At 31.5% G+C, this 15,281-nt stretch carries 15 protein-coding genes and 1 riboswitch; all 15 genes read right to left on the bottom strand.

Features of this window, described 5'->3' with window-relative positions:
• Nucleotides 1-9: 9 nt before the first annotated feature.
• The 15 genes from hemL to CRN98_RS05610 all read right to left on the bottom strand — a co-directional run bounded on the left by hemL (nt 10) and on the right by CRN98_RS05610 (nt 15,219).
• Entirely contained in the window at nt 10-1,278 is a 1,269-nt protein-coding gene (hemL, locus tag CRN98_RS05680) for a glutamate-1-semialdehyde 2,1-aminomutase (RefSeq protein ID WP_097026449.1), read from the bottom strand.
• A gap of 91 nt (nt 1,279-1,369) precedes the next feature.
• Nucleotides 1,370-2,338, bottom strand: coding sequence for a porphobilinogen synthase (gene hemB, locus CRN98_RS05675; protein WP_097026448.1), 969 nt, complete (start codon nt 2,336-2,338; stop codon nt 1,370-1,372).
• 1 nt (nt 2,339) lies between these two features.
• Complete coding sequence (cobA, locus tag CRN98_RS05670; RefSeq protein ID WP_097026447.1) at nt 2,340-3,797, bottom strand: uroporphyrinogen-III C-methyltransferase; 1,458 nt, start codon at nt 3,795-3,797, stop codon at nt 2,340-2,342.
• A 15-nt stretch (nt 3,798-3,812) separates the two neighbouring features.
• Complete coding sequence (hemC, locus tag CRN98_RS05665) at nt 3,813-4,682, bottom strand: hydroxymethylbilane synthase (protein WP_097026446.1); 870 nt, start codon at nt 4,680-4,682, stop codon at nt 3,813-3,815.
• On the bottom strand, nt 4,660-5,328 hold the full coding sequence (locus CRN98_RS05660; protein WP_097026445.1) for an NAD(P)-dependent oxidoreductase: 669 nt from the start codon (nt 5,326-5,328) through the stop codon (nt 4,660-4,662). Before CRN98_RS05660 ends, hemC begins: the two co-directional genes overlap by 23 nt.
• On the bottom strand, nt 5,286-6,482 hold the full coding sequence (gene hemA / locus CRN98_RS05655) for a glutamyl-tRNA reductase (RefSeq protein WP_097026444.1): 1,197 nt from the start codon (nt 6,480-6,482) through the stop codon (nt 5,286-5,288). The genes CRN98_RS05660 and hemA overlap by 43 nt, the downstream gene beginning before the upstream one ends.
• 21 nt (nt 6,483-6,503) lie before the next feature.
• The gene (gene cbiQ, locus CRN98_RS05650) at nt 6,504-7,205 is read right to left on the bottom strand and encodes a cobalt ECF transporter T component CbiQ (RefSeq protein WP_097026443.1); all 702 of its coding nucleotides are present in this window, start codon (nt 7,203-7,205) and stop codon (nt 6,504-6,506) included.
• A complete protein-coding gene (locus CRN98_RS05645) occupies nt 7,168-7,467 on the bottom strand; it encodes an energy-coupling factor ABC transporter substrate-binding protein (protein ID WP_097026442.1) in 300 nt (99 codons plus the stop codon). The genes cbiQ and CRN98_RS05645 overlap by 38 nt, the downstream gene beginning before the upstream one ends.
• Nucleotides 7,467-8,204: an energy-coupling factor ABC transporter permease gene (locus tag CRN98_RS05640; protein ID WP_097026441.1), complete on the bottom strand. Its 738-nt coding sequence runs from the start codon at nt 8,202-8,204 to the stop codon at nt 7,467-7,469. Before CRN98_RS05640 ends, CRN98_RS05645 begins: the two co-directional genes overlap by 1 nt.
• 1 nt (nt 8,205) lies before the next feature.
• Nucleotides 8,206-9,309: a pyridoxal phosphate-dependent aminotransferase gene (locus CRN98_RS05635; protein ID WP_097026440.1), complete on the bottom strand. Its 1,104-nt coding sequence runs from the start codon at nt 9,307-9,309 to the stop codon at nt 8,206-8,208.
• Between the two features lie 4 nt (nt 9,310-9,313).
• A complete protein-coding gene (cbiB, locus tag CRN98_RS05630) occupies nt 9,314-10,264 on the bottom strand; it encodes an adenosylcobinamide-phosphate synthase CbiB (RefSeq protein ID WP_097026439.1) in 951 nt (316 codons plus the stop codon).
• A 9-nt stretch (nt 10,265-10,273) separates the two neighbouring features.
• Entirely contained in the window at nt 10,274-11,746 is a 1,473-nt protein-coding gene (locus CRN98_RS05625) for a cobyric acid synthase (RefSeq protein ID WP_097026438.1), read from the bottom strand.
• 261 nt (nt 11,747-12,007) lie between these two features.
• Nucleotides 12,008-12,186, bottom strand: a riboswitch (cobalamin riboswitch).
• 66 nt (nt 12,187-12,252) lie between these two features.
• A complete protein-coding gene (menA, locus tag CRN98_RS05620; RefSeq protein ID WP_097026437.1) occupies nt 12,253-13,194 on the bottom strand; it encodes a 1,4-dihydroxy-2-naphthoate polyprenyltransferase in 942 nt (313 codons plus the stop codon).
• 15 nt (nt 13,195-13,209) lie between these two features.
• Nucleotides 13,210-14,244 (bottom strand): FAD:protein FMN transferase, encoded by a 1,035-nt coding sequence (locus tag CRN98_RS05615; protein ID WP_097026478.1) that lies wholly within the window; start codon nt 14,242-14,244, stop codon nt 13,210-13,212.
• 99 nt (nt 14,245-14,343) lie between these two features.
• A complete protein-coding gene (locus CRN98_RS05610) occupies nt 14,344-15,219 on the bottom strand; it encodes an FMN-binding protein (RefSeq protein WP_097026436.1) in 876 nt (291 codons plus the stop codon).
• Between the last annotated feature and the right edge of the window lie 62 nt (nt 15,220-15,281).

The following is a 15,281-nucleotide window of genomic DNA, read 5'->3' as shown; positions in this document are numbered from 1 at the left end:
AGACACCCTTTAAAACTTTCTTAAAACATCTAAGAATTTTTCTATATCTTCTTTGCTGTGTTTAACTCCAATAAACATAGCCTCAAATTGTGAAGGCGGAAGATATATTCCATTTTCCAGCATGTGCTTAAAGTATCTTGTGAAAAGGTCTGTATCACATGTTTTAACATCTTCATAAGTTTCTACTTTACTTTCCTTTGTGAAGAATAAAGTAATCATTCCACCACATCTATTTATTACTATAGGAAGACCTTTTTCTTTTGCTATTTCTTCTACGCCTTCTTTAAGAAGTGTTCCTATTTCTTCAATATGTTCATAGTATTTAGGATTTTCATAAAGCTTTGTAAGTGCTGCATAACCTGCTGCCATAACCACTGGATTTCCTGACATAGTACCTGCTTGGTAAACAGGTCCCATAGGAGAAAGCTGACTCATAATTTCTCTTCTTCCACCATAAGCACCAGTTGGAAGTCCGCCGCCCATTATCTTTGCAAAGGTAGTTAAATCAGGTTTTACACCATATACGCTTTGTGCTCCCTTATAAGCTACTCTAAATCCTGTCATTACCTCATCAAATATTAAAAGACTTCCATACTTATCGCATAGTTCTCTCATGCCTTTTAAAAACTCAGGTTTCGCAGGTACTACTCCCATATTACCAGCTACAGGTTCTACAATTATTGCTGCAATTTCATTTCCCTCTTTTTCAAAGAGCATTTTAACACTTTCTAAATCATTATACTGTGCAATTAAAGTGTTTTTTACACTTGCTTCTGGTACCCCAGGGGAACCTGGTATTCCTTCAGTTAAAACTCCTGAACCTGCTTCTACTAAAAATCCATCAAAATGTCCATGGTAGCAGCCTGCAAATTTTATTATCTTATCTCTTTTAGTGTATCCACGAGCAAGCTTTATAGCACTCATAGTAGCTTCTGTTCCTGAGTTTACCATTCTTATCATATCTATATTATCTAAAGTTTCACACATATGCTTTGCAAGTTTAAGCTCAATTTCTGTAGGTGCTCCAAAGCTTATTGCATTTTTAAGCATATCTTCTATTGCCTTTATTACATCTTCATCATTGTGTCCAAGTATCATAGGTCCCCAAGAAGCTACAAAATCTATATATTCATTACCTTCTTCATCCACAACTCTTGAACCATTCCCACTTTTAAGTATTGGAGGATTCATACCTACACTTTTAAAAGCTCTAACAGGGCTATTAACTCCACCAGGCATGTATTTTTCGGACTCTTCAAATATTTTAACGTTTCGCACTGTATACACCTCTTTCTTTTTCAGTTAATACTGAGCACTTAATAGTTAATAGTTAACTAAATGCAAACTACTAACCATTAAATATTAACTGTTAACTATTTTTAATCCATTTACTTGCCTCTAAGGCATAGTAAGTTATAATAATATCCGCTCCAGCTCTTTTTATAGAAGCTAACATTTCTAGTGCTATTTTCTTTTCATCTATGTAGCCAAGCTTTGCTCCTGCCTTTACCATGGCATATTCGCCGCTTACACTATAAGCTGCTATTGGATGATCATATCTATCTCTTGCCCATCTTATAACATCTAAATATGAAAGAGCTGGTTTAACCATTATTATGTCTGCTCCTTCATTTATATCGTCTTCTATTTCAAGCATTGCTTCTCTTAAATTAGCTGGGTCCATCTGATAGCTTTTTCTATCGCCGAATTCTGGTGCTGATCCTGCTGCTTCTCTAAAAGGACCATAAAAAGCTGATGAATATTTTGCACTATAAGCCATTATTGGCACATTCTTATATCCAGCGTCATCTAACACATCTCTAATAATTTGAATTCTTCCATCCATCATATCAGATGGTGCTACCATATCAGCGCCTGCCTCAGCATGAGATAATGCAACTTTTCCTATGTATTCTAAAGTTTCATCATTATCCACATCATGATCATGAATTATTCCACAATGTCCATGACTTGTGTATTCACACATACATACATCTGTTATAACATAAATATCTTTAGATATTTCCTTTATCTTTCTTACAGCTTTTTGAACTATTCCTTCACTATCAAAAGCTCCTGATCCTATCTCGTCCTTATGGGAAGGTATTCCAAAGAGTATTACTCCTCTTACTCCAGCTTCTTCAACTTCTTTTATAGCTTCTGGTAGTCTATCTAAGGAATAATGATAATTTCCTGGAAGAGAACTTATTTCTCTTTTTATATTTTCTCCCTCTATAACGAATAGCGGATATATAAAGTCTTCTGGCATTAAAACCGTTTCTCTAACCATACTTCTTATAGTTTCATTTTTTCTAAGTCTTCTATGTCTTCTAAACAAACTAAACACCTCCTAAGTGTCTTACCATTCCTTCAGTAGTATATTCTTCACAAACTTCGTGTTTTATTCCATTTGCATCTAACTCTTTTGCTGTTATTGGTCCTATAGCTATACATCTCTTTTCAGATACTTTATCGAGTCCAACCATAGCTATTAAATTTCTAACAGTTGTAGGGCTTGTGAAAAGTACTGTATCCACTTCATCAAAAACTCCCTCTTCTGATGAAGCTCCCTTTTCTATATCATAAGTATGTGCTTCATCTACAATACAGCCTTTTTCTATTAAGGCTTCCTTTAAGAAAGCTCTGGCCTTTGCAGAACGTGGAAGAAGCACTTTATCATTTGATTTTATATACTCTTTCATCTTTTCAAATAAGTCTTCTGCTACAAATTCTTCTGCTACTATGAAAGGAAGTATTCCTTTTTCCTTTAGCGCTCTAGCTGTTGCAGGTCCTATAGCACAAAACTTAGCTTTTACATTTCTTAAATCAATTTCATTTTTTATTAAGTAATCAAAGAATACATTTACTCCATTTACGCTTGTTAATGCGATATAATCATAACTTTCAATTTTGTCCTTATATGTATCTAAACTAGAATTTGTATTCACTATTTTAATAGTATTTATTTCCGTAACTTGAGCTCCTAAATCTGTTAACTTTTCTTTTATTTCCTGTGACTGCTCCTTAGAACGAGTTATACATATGTTTTGACCAAATAAAGGCTTCTTTTCATACCAATTAAATTGATCATGAAATTGTACTACTTCCCCTACAACTATAATACAAGGAGAAGTTATATCAGCCTCTATTGCCTTTTCTTTTACATCTCTTAAAGTTCCTATAACTTTCTTTTGCTTTGAAGTAGTACCTCTCATAACAATTGCTGCAGGAGTATCTTCACTAACTCCATTTTCCATAAGTCTAGACTTTATTATGTCAAAATTTCTAAAGCCCATTAAAAATATAAGGGTACCATTTGATTTTGCTGCCCCACTCCAGTTTATATTTGCCTTTTCAGCTGTCATTCCGGTAAATATATGAAAGCTTTGAGCAATAGCCCTATGGGTTACAGGGATGCCTGCATAACTTAATACAGATATAGCAGAAGTTATTCCTGGAACGGTTTCAAATTCTATGCCTTCTTCAATTAAAGCTAATGCTTCCTCTCCACCTCTTCCAAATACATAAGGGTCTCCTCCCTTTATTCTTCCAACTACATGTCCCTTTTTAGCTAAACCTACTAGCATTTCGTTTATTTCTTCTTGAGTTTTATAGTGGCATCCTGGTTCTTTACCACAATAATATATTTCACAATCCTCATTTAAATATTTTAATATTCCAGGACCTGCTAATCTATCGTACATTACAGCTGTACATTTTTTCAAAACTCTTATTGACTTAAGAGTTATAAGTTCCTCATCTCCTGGACCTGCTCCTATAAGATAAACCTTTGCCATAATTTCCTCCTTAAGCTATTCCATTATTTTTTCAGCTAATTTTTTACCTAAATTTATATAATCTTCTACGTTTCCTGTTATATCTTTTTTCACAACTTTACCGTTAACTTCAAATATTCCAACTATGTTCATGTCACTTCCAGAAATTTCTGCGTAAGCACCAATAGTAGAATGACAATCTCCCTTTAGCTCTCTCATAAAACTTCTTTCAGCTTCTACGCATATTCTTGTAAACTTATCGTCCATGGTTTCTATGTATTTTATATAAGGACTTCCACTTTTTATTTCTATTCCTAAAGCTCCCTGTCCTACTGCTGGAACTAAATCCTGTGGATTAAAATATTCTGCTATAACATGTTCCATTTGAAGTCTTTTAAGCCCTGCTGCTGCAAGTATGGTTCCATGAAGTCCTAACTTTTCTATTTTATCTATTCTAGTTTGCACATTTCCTCTTATAGGAACTATTTCTAAATCTGACCTTAAAAGCTTAAGCTCTGAAGCTCTTCTACGGCTGCTTGTTCCTATCTTTGCTCCTTTAGGCAAATCTTTAAACTTCATATTATCCCTTGATACTAAAACATCCCGTACATCTTCCCTTTTAGGAACCGCTCCAATTACAAAATCTAAAGGAAGTTCATAAGGCATATCCTTCATACTATGCACTGCAATGTGAGCCCTATCTTCTAAAAGTGCCATTTCAATTTCCTTTATAAAGAGCCCCTTACCACCTATTTTATCTAAAGTTCTATCAAGTATCTTATCTCCTGTAGTTTCTATTAAAAGCTTTTCACATTTTACGTTATGCTTTTTTTCTATCTCATTTATAACTAAATTTGTTTGAGTTTGTGCTAAAGCACTCTTTCTAGTAGCTACTATTATATTCATTAAAATCATCTCCAAAAAACATTTTAAGTATTAAATCCTGATTATTTTTAGTGTAAAAGAAATAAAAGTCATCACTCGCTATAAAACTTAGTATTTCTTCTCTCTTTTCACAACTTTTTAATTTTTTTCGTAAAGTACAGGAATATTCCATGAAGTCATCATATTCCTTTAAGGTTTTTTCAAGTTTTTGTCCAATGAATCTAGTGGTTTTTGGGCTAGCATTCATGGATTTTAAAGCAAAACTCATATTTTTAGTACTTCTTTGATAGGGAAGCACTGCTGTTCCTTCCCTAAAGCTATAGCTAGCTATATATAATTTAAACTCTTCTTCACAATGTTTCTTCACTTCTATTGCAACTTCTTCTGGAACTGCTATAACTATTAAATGTTTATCCTTTATATATATTTTTTTATAAACATCTCTTATAAACTTTATATTATTGTATTCTTCTAACATTTTAAAATCAGAGGATATTTCTGTAGATACCACTGTAACATTACATCCTCTTTTTGTAAGAGTTTTAGCTTTTATAAATCCTGCTCTTCCTCCACCTACTATTAAAACATTCATCTTAGAAGAAACAATGGATAAAAACATATCATTTATTCCGCCTGATAAAATATCTTCTCTATTAGCTTCAAGCATTCCTCATACCTGCCTTTCAGCTTCTCTTCTTTCAAAACTTCAATAGCTCTGTTTATGTAAGCATCTGAAGTACTTTTTAAAAGGACTTCTGCTAATTTTTCATTATCTTTTGTATCCTTTTTATTTTTAAAAGTTTCAAGCCTACTTTTATATACTTTTTCACCGTGAACTTTAAGATTTAAAATGTCTCCTGAAACTTCCTTAATGCTTCTCCACTCATAAAATTCCTGTTTATATTTATGGATTATATTCATATTGGATTTCATTATATCTTCTCTTTTTTTGCAATTCTCATCATTCATGGAACTTATTTTATCTATATCATAAAGCTTTACATTTTCCATGTAATTTACTTCTTTATCCACATCTCTTGGCACAGCTAAATCATATATAATAAAAGCCTTTCGTGGTAATTCCGAACTATGTATAACTGTATGTGGTGCAGAAGTGCAGCTTATTATGGCATCTACATATTTGTAATAATTTCCTCTTTCATTAAAGTTTATTACTTGTACTCTTGGATCATCTACACTTACAACTGAAGTATTTCTTACTGCAATGTATAATTTTTCAAAGCTTCCTGACATAATATATTTAGAGGCTAAACTTCCTACTTCCCCATATCCTAAAACCATAAAGCTTTTAGCACCTTGCTTTCTCGCTTCATTTACAGAAATGGATGCTGATGATACAGGAACTTTATAAAGTTCAGTTTTACACCTAAATTCCTTACCACAAGTAATTGCCATTTGAAAAAGCTTTTGAAGATCTTTTTTTATGCTTTTATGTTCTAATGAAATTTTATAAGATTCTTTAACTTGTGCAAGTATTTGATCTTCTCCAAGTATTAAAGAATCAAATCCACATACAACTTGCATTATATGATTTATTGCATTTTCTTCTTCATAGTGAAATATGTACTTAAAATAGTCTTCATGCCAATTAAGCTTTTCGAATATCTTAAAAATCACTTCTTCATAATTTTTATTTGAATTATAATATATTTCCGTTCTATTGCAAGTACTGAGTATTAGCACTTCTTCGCAAACTTCCATTAAACCTTCTAAGGCTTTTCCATAGTGCTTTGGTATTATAGAAAGCTTTTCTCTTATCTCCAATTTCACATCGGATTTTAAACCTATGACTCCTAACATTTAAGCTACCATCTCCATAAATTATTTAAAATAAAATATTAATGCTATTAAAACTAGGTTGTACATTATCACAAACATAAACCTACTTATTGAAAGGTCAAATTCCCTATGAATATAAGGCATATACCCTCTATATCCCCTACTATATATTCCTTCCTTTATACTTTTCCATCTTTCCATAGTGTTTACAAATAAAAGTGCTGCCAGTTTACCCGTACTTTTTATTTTTAAACTAAAGCTATCAAACCCTCCCCTAGATTTCATAGAATTATACATTATACTATACTCTTCACTTATTACTATAAGAAATCTTTCCATGGATTTAGCTATATCGCATATATCCCTTAAGCTTTTTCTTTTAGATAAAACATAAAACACTTGATCTATAGGAGTTGTTAATGAAAAAAATGAAAGACATAATCCTGCAGAAATACTTCTTAAAATTATTACTAATATAAAATTCCATCCATAATCAAATATAAATGTAATTGATGAAAATGCAGAAAACAAAGCAATTTCTAAAGAAAATTTCCTTACTATTTGCAAATTATTCTTAGTTTTTATATGTAATATTATAAATATAAAAATATTTATAATTATAATAATTGGACTTTTAACGAATCCCATTATTATAATAGGAACTAGTGCAAGACATGCCTTTTCTAAAGGATGTATATATGCAAGTTTACTCCTTCTGGCAAGAGCCATTATAAGCTTTAGCATTTTTCTTCTTTCCTATGTAATATCCGATAAATCCCGCTCCTAAGGATGCTTGTGCTGCAAATAAAAGACTTTCTATTTCACTAGAAGGTGGTGTCCATACACTTTTAAACCATGGAGTGTAGCCTGGGCTTACTTCATCTATAACTTCCTCTATTTGTCCATCCGCTCCCCCAAATTCTCCTCCGTTAGCTGTTCCTATAATAAGTGATAATCCCATTATTGCAATACATAATGTAATTAACCCAATAGTTCTTTTTTTCATTATCTTGCGCCTCCTAATATTTCTAATTCCTTAGAAGAATATTTAGCAATAAATTCAAATAATATAACTGTAATAATTCCTTCTATTATAGCTAAAGGTATTTGAGTTATTGAAAATATAGATACAAATTTTATAAAGGAGTGCATTAATCCTTCTGTTGGTGATGGGAAAGCTAATGCAAGTTGTATTGAAGTTACTAAATAAGTTGCTAAATCTCCAAAACATGCTGCAGTAAAAACTGCTACCTTCTTATTTTTATTTTTTAATATAGTATATAAGCTATAAGCAACTATCGGTCCTACAATTCCCATTGAAAATGTATTAGCGCCTAATGTAGTAATTCCTCCATGAGCTAGGAAAAGTGCTTGAAAAACAAGTACTACAAGTCCTACTACTGATGATATAAATGGTCCAAATATTATAGCTGAAAGACCTGTCCCTGTTGGATGAGAGCAGCTTCCTGTAACAGATGGAATTTTCATAGCGGAAAGTATAAAAGCATAGGCTGCAACGAGACCTAAAAGCATTTTTAAATCTCCGTTTTTTTGAGTTTGTTTTCTTATGTGCTTAAGTCCAATAACTATAAAAGGTATTGAAAGTACAAAATAAATTCCTGCCCAAACTGGAGGCAAAAATCCCTCTGCTATATGCATAGCATGTGCACTTGGGGTAATTGAAAATATTATACCAAATAATAAAAATAACATAGTTTTAAAGTTATTTTTGATAAATTTCATTTTAATACACCTCATTTATATTTAGATTTTTAATAGCCTCTATGAGCAGATAATTGGTGTTTCTATCCTTTACTGCAAATCTTACATATTCTTTTCCAAGACCCTTATAATTATCACATTTTCTTATAACTATATCTTTCTCCATGCACATATCATAAAATCTATAGCAACTTATATTTTTTAACTTGCATAATATAAAATTACCATGAGTTTCATAAACCTTATCTATAAAAGGAATAGATTTTAATTCTTTAGTCAAGTAATCTCTTTCTTCCCTTATCCAGTTTAGAGACATTTGTATATACTCTTTGTCTTTAAGTACATACTTTGCGGCTACTTCTGCAAAGGAATTTATATTCCATGGATTTTGCCTTGCTTTTATTTCTTCTATAAATTGGATATCACTGCATAATCCAAAACCCAATCTTATTCCTGGCATTGCATAAAACTTAGTTAAGGCTCTTACTATAAATAAACATTTATAGTTCTTAATTTCATCTACAAAACTCTGATTTATATCTCCTACAAATTCTATAAAAGCTTCATCTATAATTACTTTTTTCCCATTTTCCTCTGAAAAATGAAGTATTTTTTTTAACTTTTCCCTATTTATTATAGAACCATTAGGGTTATTTGGATTTCCTATTATTAAGGCATCTACCTTATGAAGTTTTATCATTATATCTTCATAGTCATATTCCATATTTTCTGTAAGCTTAGAATATCTTATGTTAAGGCACCATTTTAAAGCATCTTCTTCGTATTCGCCAAAGGCTGGAGCCGTAATTAATATACTTTTAAAAGTGCTTATTACAGCATCAATTACTTCTGCTGCTCCATTTCCTACTATAATATGTTCTTCTTTTATAAACTCCTGCTCTTTTCCATCACTAAAAAGAGTGAAACTTTTATTTATATATTGTTTTAAGTTATATTTAAGTTCTCTATACTTAGCATCTGGGTATCTATTTAAATTTTTCACTGCTTCATCAATATGATTTGTAAAACTTTCTGGTATTCCTAAAGGATTTATGTTAGAGCTAAAATCTATAAGCTCCCTTCCTTTAAGAAGCCCTTCCGTATATATATCTCCACCATGCTGCATACCATCACCTCAAATTAAGCATTATAAGTGCATATAATAAAATCATTAAAATTTCTGATGCATACATAAGCTTTATGCTTCCAAATATATGAGTATAATTTAACTTATTTATCTTATCTCCAATAGTAGGCTTATTTACTATCTCTCCAAAATATCTGTTAGTTCCCCCAATTTGTATTTTCAAAGCTCCTGCTGTAGCCGCTTCAGGATAGGCACAATTAGGACTTTTATGGTTTTTTCTATCTCTAATCATTATTTTAAAGCTTTTTACTATACTTCCATTAACCACTGGAGCTACAAGACACATTAGCATTCCTGAGATTCTTGCAGGTATTAAGTTAAATAAATCATCTACCTTAGCTGGGAAAAATCCTATATGTAAAAACTTTTCATTCATATATCCAAGCATTGAATCCATAGTGTTTATTCCCTTATACATCATAGCTAATGGTGCTCCCCCTATCATGGCATAAAAAAGAGGAGCAATTATTCCATCAGAGGCATTTTCCGCTACCGTTTCCACATCTGCTCTGATTATTTCTTCTTCACTCAGCTCATTTGTATCTCTACCAACTATGTAGGAAAGCTTTAATCTTGCATCCTTTATGTCGCCCATTTTCAATGAATCATATACCTTTTTTGCCTCAGTACCTAAGGACTTACAAGCAAGTGTAGTCCATAATATAAATGTATTCAATATATGATAAATCCAAAAATTATCTCTCACTATGTAAAGTATCAAAAATGGAATTATAAAACTTACAAAAGCTACACTTAAAACTATAAGTCCTCCAAAAGCTTTTAATGACTTATTGCTTTTGCATATTTTTCTACCCTTATTTTCTAAAGCTCTTATAAGTTTTCCTATGTATATAACTGGATGAGGAAACCAATATGGGTCTCCTATTATCCAGTCAATTATTACTGCTAAAGTTAAATCTATTAAATGTATCATTTAAAACTCCTACTTCTTAAGTGCCATTATTTCATATATCTTATCCATATCAAGACTTCTTCTTACTATATCTGCAAGCATGTCCAAGTTCTTTTCTCTTATATTTTCATAGTCCTTAGATTTTTTAAGTTCTATTCCTTTTTTAGTTCTTAATTTATTTATAAGTTTTTCTCTAAATTCTACTCCATCAAATACACCATGTATATAAGTTCCAAATATATTTTCTTCTTTATTTACTGCTCCATCTAATCTTTCCTGAGCTTCTCCATTGCAATCATATATGTTAAACATTGGTTTTGCATTTTCTCCATAAGTACAAATACCCATGTGAATTTCATATCCGTATATATCGCACTCATGTCCTTTAGCCTTAACCCTTGTAGTAACCTTTTCATTTTCAAATACTGTATCTACGTCTAAAAGTCCCATACCCTTTGTTTCCTCACAATTAGATTCCACTCCATAAGGGTCTTTTAACATGTTTCCAAGCATTTGATATCCTCCACAGATACCCATAACCATTCCCTGTTTAGAATAGTTTTTTATAATATCCTCAAGTCCACTTTCCCTTAACTTAAGTAAATCTTCTATAGTGTTCTTTGTACCTGGAATTATTAAAAGATCTGGATTTCCAAACTCTTCTTTGGAAGTTATGTATCTTACTGAAACATCTTCCTCAAGCTTTAATGCATCAAAATCTGTAAAGTTTGAAATATGAGGAAGTTTTATAATTGCTATGTCTATGTCATTAGTTTTTTCCTTGTTAAATGTTGTTGCACCATCTTCATCTTCTAAATCTAATGTAAAGTATGGAACAGTTCCAATACAAGGTTTATGTATTATATCTTCAAGCATTGTAATGCCTGGCTTTAATATGTCTATGTCTCCGCGGAACTTATTTATTATAGTTCCCTTTACTCTATTTTTCTCATCATCACTTAATAAAAGAAGTGTTCCTGCCAGTGATGCAAATACGCCACCCTTGTCTATATCTCCTACAAGAAGCACTGGTGCATCTACCATTTCTGCAAGACCCATGTTTACTATGTCTCTTTCTCTTAAATTTATTTCAGCTGGGCTTCCTGCCCCTTCAATTACTATTATGTCAAAATTCTTTTCTATTTCTTCAAATTGCTCCTTTAGCTTTTCTGCAAACTGAAGTTTCATATTATGGTATTCCATAGCAGTGCTATTTCCATAAACTTTACCATTGAATACGATTTGACACTTTTTATCACTGGATGGTTTCAAAAGTATAGGATTCATGTATACTTCTGGTTCTAACCCTGCTGCATAGGCCTGAAGCACCTGAGCTCTTCCCATTTCCTTACCATCATGAGTTATATATGAATTTAACGCCATATTTTGTGATTTGTATGGACATACACTATATCCATCTTGTTTAAATATTCTACACAATGCTGTTACTAATATACTTTTTCCAACAGTAGAGCCTGTCCCCTGTAACATTATCTTTGGCATAAAAGCACTTCCTTTCCATTATCCACTATATATTATCTATTATATATGTTAAAATTTCAATTATTAATTTTAAATTATCAATGGTTAGCTTTATGGACAAAACTAACCATTGATAGTTTGATAGGAGATTTATTTTAAATTTCTAGGAGTCCTTATAAATAGTAAAAAACAGTAGACTTTCGCCTACTGTTATCAACAAATAAAAAAACCGGACAAAGCCGGATTTTATCAAATACATTTGTGATCTTTCCCGCCGAAAGCTCTTAAAAAGTATCACAGGCAGGTTTCCTGGCTTATGAATCACCCTTACCTTTTCCTTCCCCTTTACAGAGTGGATATAAAAGGCTCGTCATCATTTACAGTAGCGGGGGCTGCCGCGGAATTTAACCGCATTCCCTTTTCACCTACTTTTAAATAGGCACCTGAATACATAATATTCAATTTACGATATAATCTTACTACTTTAAATACAATATGTCAAGTAATAAAAACGTTTAATTTATTAATTATAGATACTTAATTGCTACCATTATCCCTATTAATAAAGCATTAGCTACATTGATTATTACAAAATTTTTAACTGCTAAAACAAATGTCTTACTTTTAGATGGATTTTCACAAAATAATTTTATATTTTTGTTTACTGGAAGTAAAGTAGCTAACACTAATAGAGAAGTTATAGGCAAAATTCCCAATATCACTAATACTGCTATATCTACATATCCAATATAATATAAGAACTTAAATAAGTTTAATGCACTTTTCCTACCTATGTAATATGGCAATGTAAACCTCTTATTTATAATATCCGTTTCAACATCACAAATATTATTGGCAAGCATTATATTAGCAATACCACCTATAGCTGGTATAGAAACTAAGAATATATAAAACACTTCAAATATATTTATGTTAATTTTTAATATACTATTTTGATATGCTAATGTAAGAATATTCTCATCATATATATGAATATATATAGCCAAAAATGTAATTATCAATCCCATAAATATTCCTGAAAAAACTTCTCCTAGAGGCATACGGGAAATTGGAATAGGTCCAAAGGTATATAAAATACCTGCTGCAAAAGAAATAAGCCCTATTAAAAGAACAACTATATTTGTATTAAGTGTAAGCTTTATTCCAAATGCAACTGCAATTATAACTAAAGCAAATATTATAAACACAGCAGTAGTATTACCTATTCCATGTGATATAATTGGATTTTCAACTTCATAATCCACATTTGCCTTTCTATAATCACAGTAATTATTAATGGCTGTGGTAGCCATATCAAATGTTATTAATGATATAAACATAGTTATAAAATTTTGAAAGTTAAAAGTTTCATATCTATATAATGAATAAAGTGTTCCAAGTATAAATGGTATAACACTTGCAACCTTTGTTTGAATTTCAACAAATTTTAAAAACCCGCTTAGTGACATTTCTCTTCCTCCTAGCTAGTTCATCATCTTAAATTCAGTATTTGTAAGTTTAAAGTTATTCTTTAATCCATCAGTTATATATACCTCTTTGTTTTTAGTTACAAAAATAGCTTCTATTCCTTTAGTTTTCTTAACAAACTTCATTCCGCCATTTAATCCTTTTGAAAATACCGTAGTGGAAAGTGCATCTCCATCTATTGATTTATCACTTACTATAGTTACTCCTGCAATTTCATTATTATATGGATACCCATTAAAAGGACTCAAAATATGATGATACCTTTTCCCATCCTTTTCTATAAATCTTTCATAAATACCGGATGTAACAATAGACTTATTTTGCACTTCAATAGTTCCAATAATTTTTCCTCTTAATTCAAATGGATTTTGAATACCTATTTTCCACGGCTGTCCATCCGTCTTGCTCCCCATTGCAAATACATTCCCACCAAGATCTATAACCGCGCTTTTTACCCCATTTTGTTTAAGTACATCTACAACTGCATCTGCAGTATACCCCTTGGCAATACCACCTAGATCAATAATCATCCCTGGTCTTTTTAAAAAAATAGATTTATCCTCATTTATTTTAACATCTTTATATTCTACAAGTTTCAGTTTATCACTTATTTCTAATTCAGTTGGAACCTTAGCTTCTGGAAGCCCAATACTCCAAAGCTTTACAATTGGCCCTATAGTTATGTCAAAACTTCCTTGTGACAACTTAGAGTATTCCAGCCCCTTTTTTATCATCATGTATGTATCATCCTTGACTTTTAGAGGTTCTTTTCCAGCAAAACTGTTTAATTTGTCAAGTTCTGTACCTTCTTTATTTATACTTACTTCATTTTCAATTTCCTTTATCCTATCAAATGCCTTGCTAATTATATTTTCATCTTTTTTATCATATAATGAAATTTTCACTACTGTACCCATGAAAAAATCAGTTTTGCTTATAGGTGAACTGTACTTACTAGAGTTATTGCTACTACACGCTGCGGCCGTAATGGTGACTGTAATTACTATCAATATGAAATATAATTTTTTCATATTAAGCATTTTAGAATATCCTCCTTATGTATTATCTAAACAAAAGACCTTAGGCTTATTAACCTAAGGTCTTTATATATAATTATCTCATATAGCTTATTATTTAGCAAAATTAACTTTTAATACTGCAGTATCACCTTTTTTTGCATTTTCAAGTAATTCTGTAGAAAGCTTCTTAAAGTTTTCTACGGAGTGAGTTGCACCGGCGACAGTGTCAACTTTAGCAGGATCTTGCTTTTCAACTAATGCAGCAGCTAACTCTTTAGTATACTTAGCTGGACCAGTTTTAACTTTAGCTTCCATATTCTTGTTATATTCTGCATCTTCACTCTTTAGTTTTCCTTCTTTATTAGTATAATCAAATTTAGCTGCAGAAATTTTGCCATCTTTTACTTCCATTTCTACAAATGGCTTCCATCCTTTGTCATCAAAATCTGAAGCTTCTGCCTTATATTTTCCATCCTTTAAAGCAGCTGCTTTTTCTTCAGTCTCAAAAGTAACCTTTAATACTGAAGTATCACCCTTCTTTGCATTTTCAAGTAATCCTGTAGAAAGCTTCTTAAAGTTATCTACGGAGTGAGTTGCACCAGCTATAGTGTCAACTTTTGCTGGATCTTGCTTTTCAATTAATGCAGCAGCTAATTCCTTAGTATATTTAGCTGGGCCTGTTTTAACCTTAGCTTCCATATTCTTGTTATATTCTACATCTTCGCTCTTTAACTTTCCATCTTTATTAGCATAGTCAAATTTAGCTACAGAAATTTTTCCGTCCTTTACTTCCACTTCAACAAATGGCTTCCATCCTCTTTCATCAAAGTCTGAAGCTTCTGCCTTATATTTTCCATCCTTTAAAGCAGATTTAGTTGTTTCATTTGTTGAAGCAGGTTTTGCTTCCTCTCTCTTTTGACATCCTACAAATAAACTTGTACATACGATACTTAAAGCAAGTATTCCTGATAACCATCTTTTTTTCATTCAATTTTTCCCCCTTAATAATTATGAATCAATTTCGTGAAGTTTGTTATATAACAAACTTC

The sequence above is a fragment of the Clostridium peptidivorans genome (assembly GCF_900205925.1).
GTDB classification, from domain to species: domain Bacteria; phylum Bacillota; class Clostridia; order Clostridiales; family Clostridiaceae; genus Clostridium_AK; species Clostridium_AK peptidivorans.
The sequence above is the reverse complement of the archived record's forward strand: the minus strand, read 5'-3'. Positions and strand labels throughout refer to the sequence as shown.

What these genes read in the sequence shown, in the direction of transcription:
- cbiB (WP_097026439.1), bottom strand. Translation starts at nt 10,264, where the DNA reads ATGATACATTTAATAGATTTAACTTTAGCAGTAATAATTGACTGGATA.
- hemA (WP_097026444.1), bottom strand. Translation starts at nt 6,482, where the DNA reads ATGTTAGGAGTCATAGGTTTAAAATCCGATGTGAAATTGGAGATAAGA.
- CRN98_RS05610 (WP_097026436.1), bottom strand. Translation starts at nt 15,219, where the DNA reads ATGAAAAAAAGATGGTTATCAGGAATACTTGCTTTAAGTATCGTATGT.
- cobA (WP_097026447.1), bottom strand. Translation starts at nt 3,797, where the DNA reads ATGGCAAAGGTTTATCTTATAGGAGCAGGTCCAGGAGATGAGGAACTT.
- CRN98_RS05640 (WP_097026441.1), bottom strand. Translation starts at nt 8,204, where the DNA reads ATGAAATTTATCAAAAATAACTTTAAAACTATGTTATTTTTATTATTT.
- CRN98_RS05615 (WP_097026478.1), bottom strand. Translation starts at nt 14,244, where the DNA reads ATGAAAAAATTATATTTCATATTGATAGTAATTACAGTCACCATTACG.
- cbiQ (WP_097026443.1), bottom strand. Translation starts at nt 7,205, where the DNA reads ATGCTAAAGCTTATAATGGCTCTTGCCAGAAGGAGTAAACTTGCATAT.
- CRN98_RS05635 (WP_097026440.1), bottom strand. Translation starts at nt 9,309, where the DNA reads ATGCAGCATGGTGGAGATATATATACGGAAGGGCTTCTTAAAGGAAGG.
- CRN98_RS05645 (WP_097026442.1), bottom strand. Translation starts at nt 7,467, where the DNA reads ATGAAAAAAAGAACTATTGGGTTAATTACATTATGTATTGCAATAATG.
- CRN98_RS05625 (WP_097026438.1), bottom strand. Translation starts at nt 11,746, where the DNA reads ATGCCAAAGATAATGTTACAGGGGACAGGCTCTACTGTTGGAAAAAGT.
- menA (WP_097026437.1), bottom strand. Translation starts at nt 13,194, where the DNA reads ATGTCACTAAGCGGGTTTTTAAAATTTGTTGAAATTCAAACAAAGGTT.
- hemC (WP_097026446.1), bottom strand. Translation starts at nt 4,682, where the DNA reads ATGAATATAATAGTAGCTACTAGAAAGAGTGCTTTAGCACAAACTCAA.
- CRN98_RS05660 (WP_097026445.1), bottom strand. Translation starts at nt 5,328, where the DNA reads ATGCTTGAAGCTAATAGAGAAGATATTTTATCAGGCGGAATAAATGAT.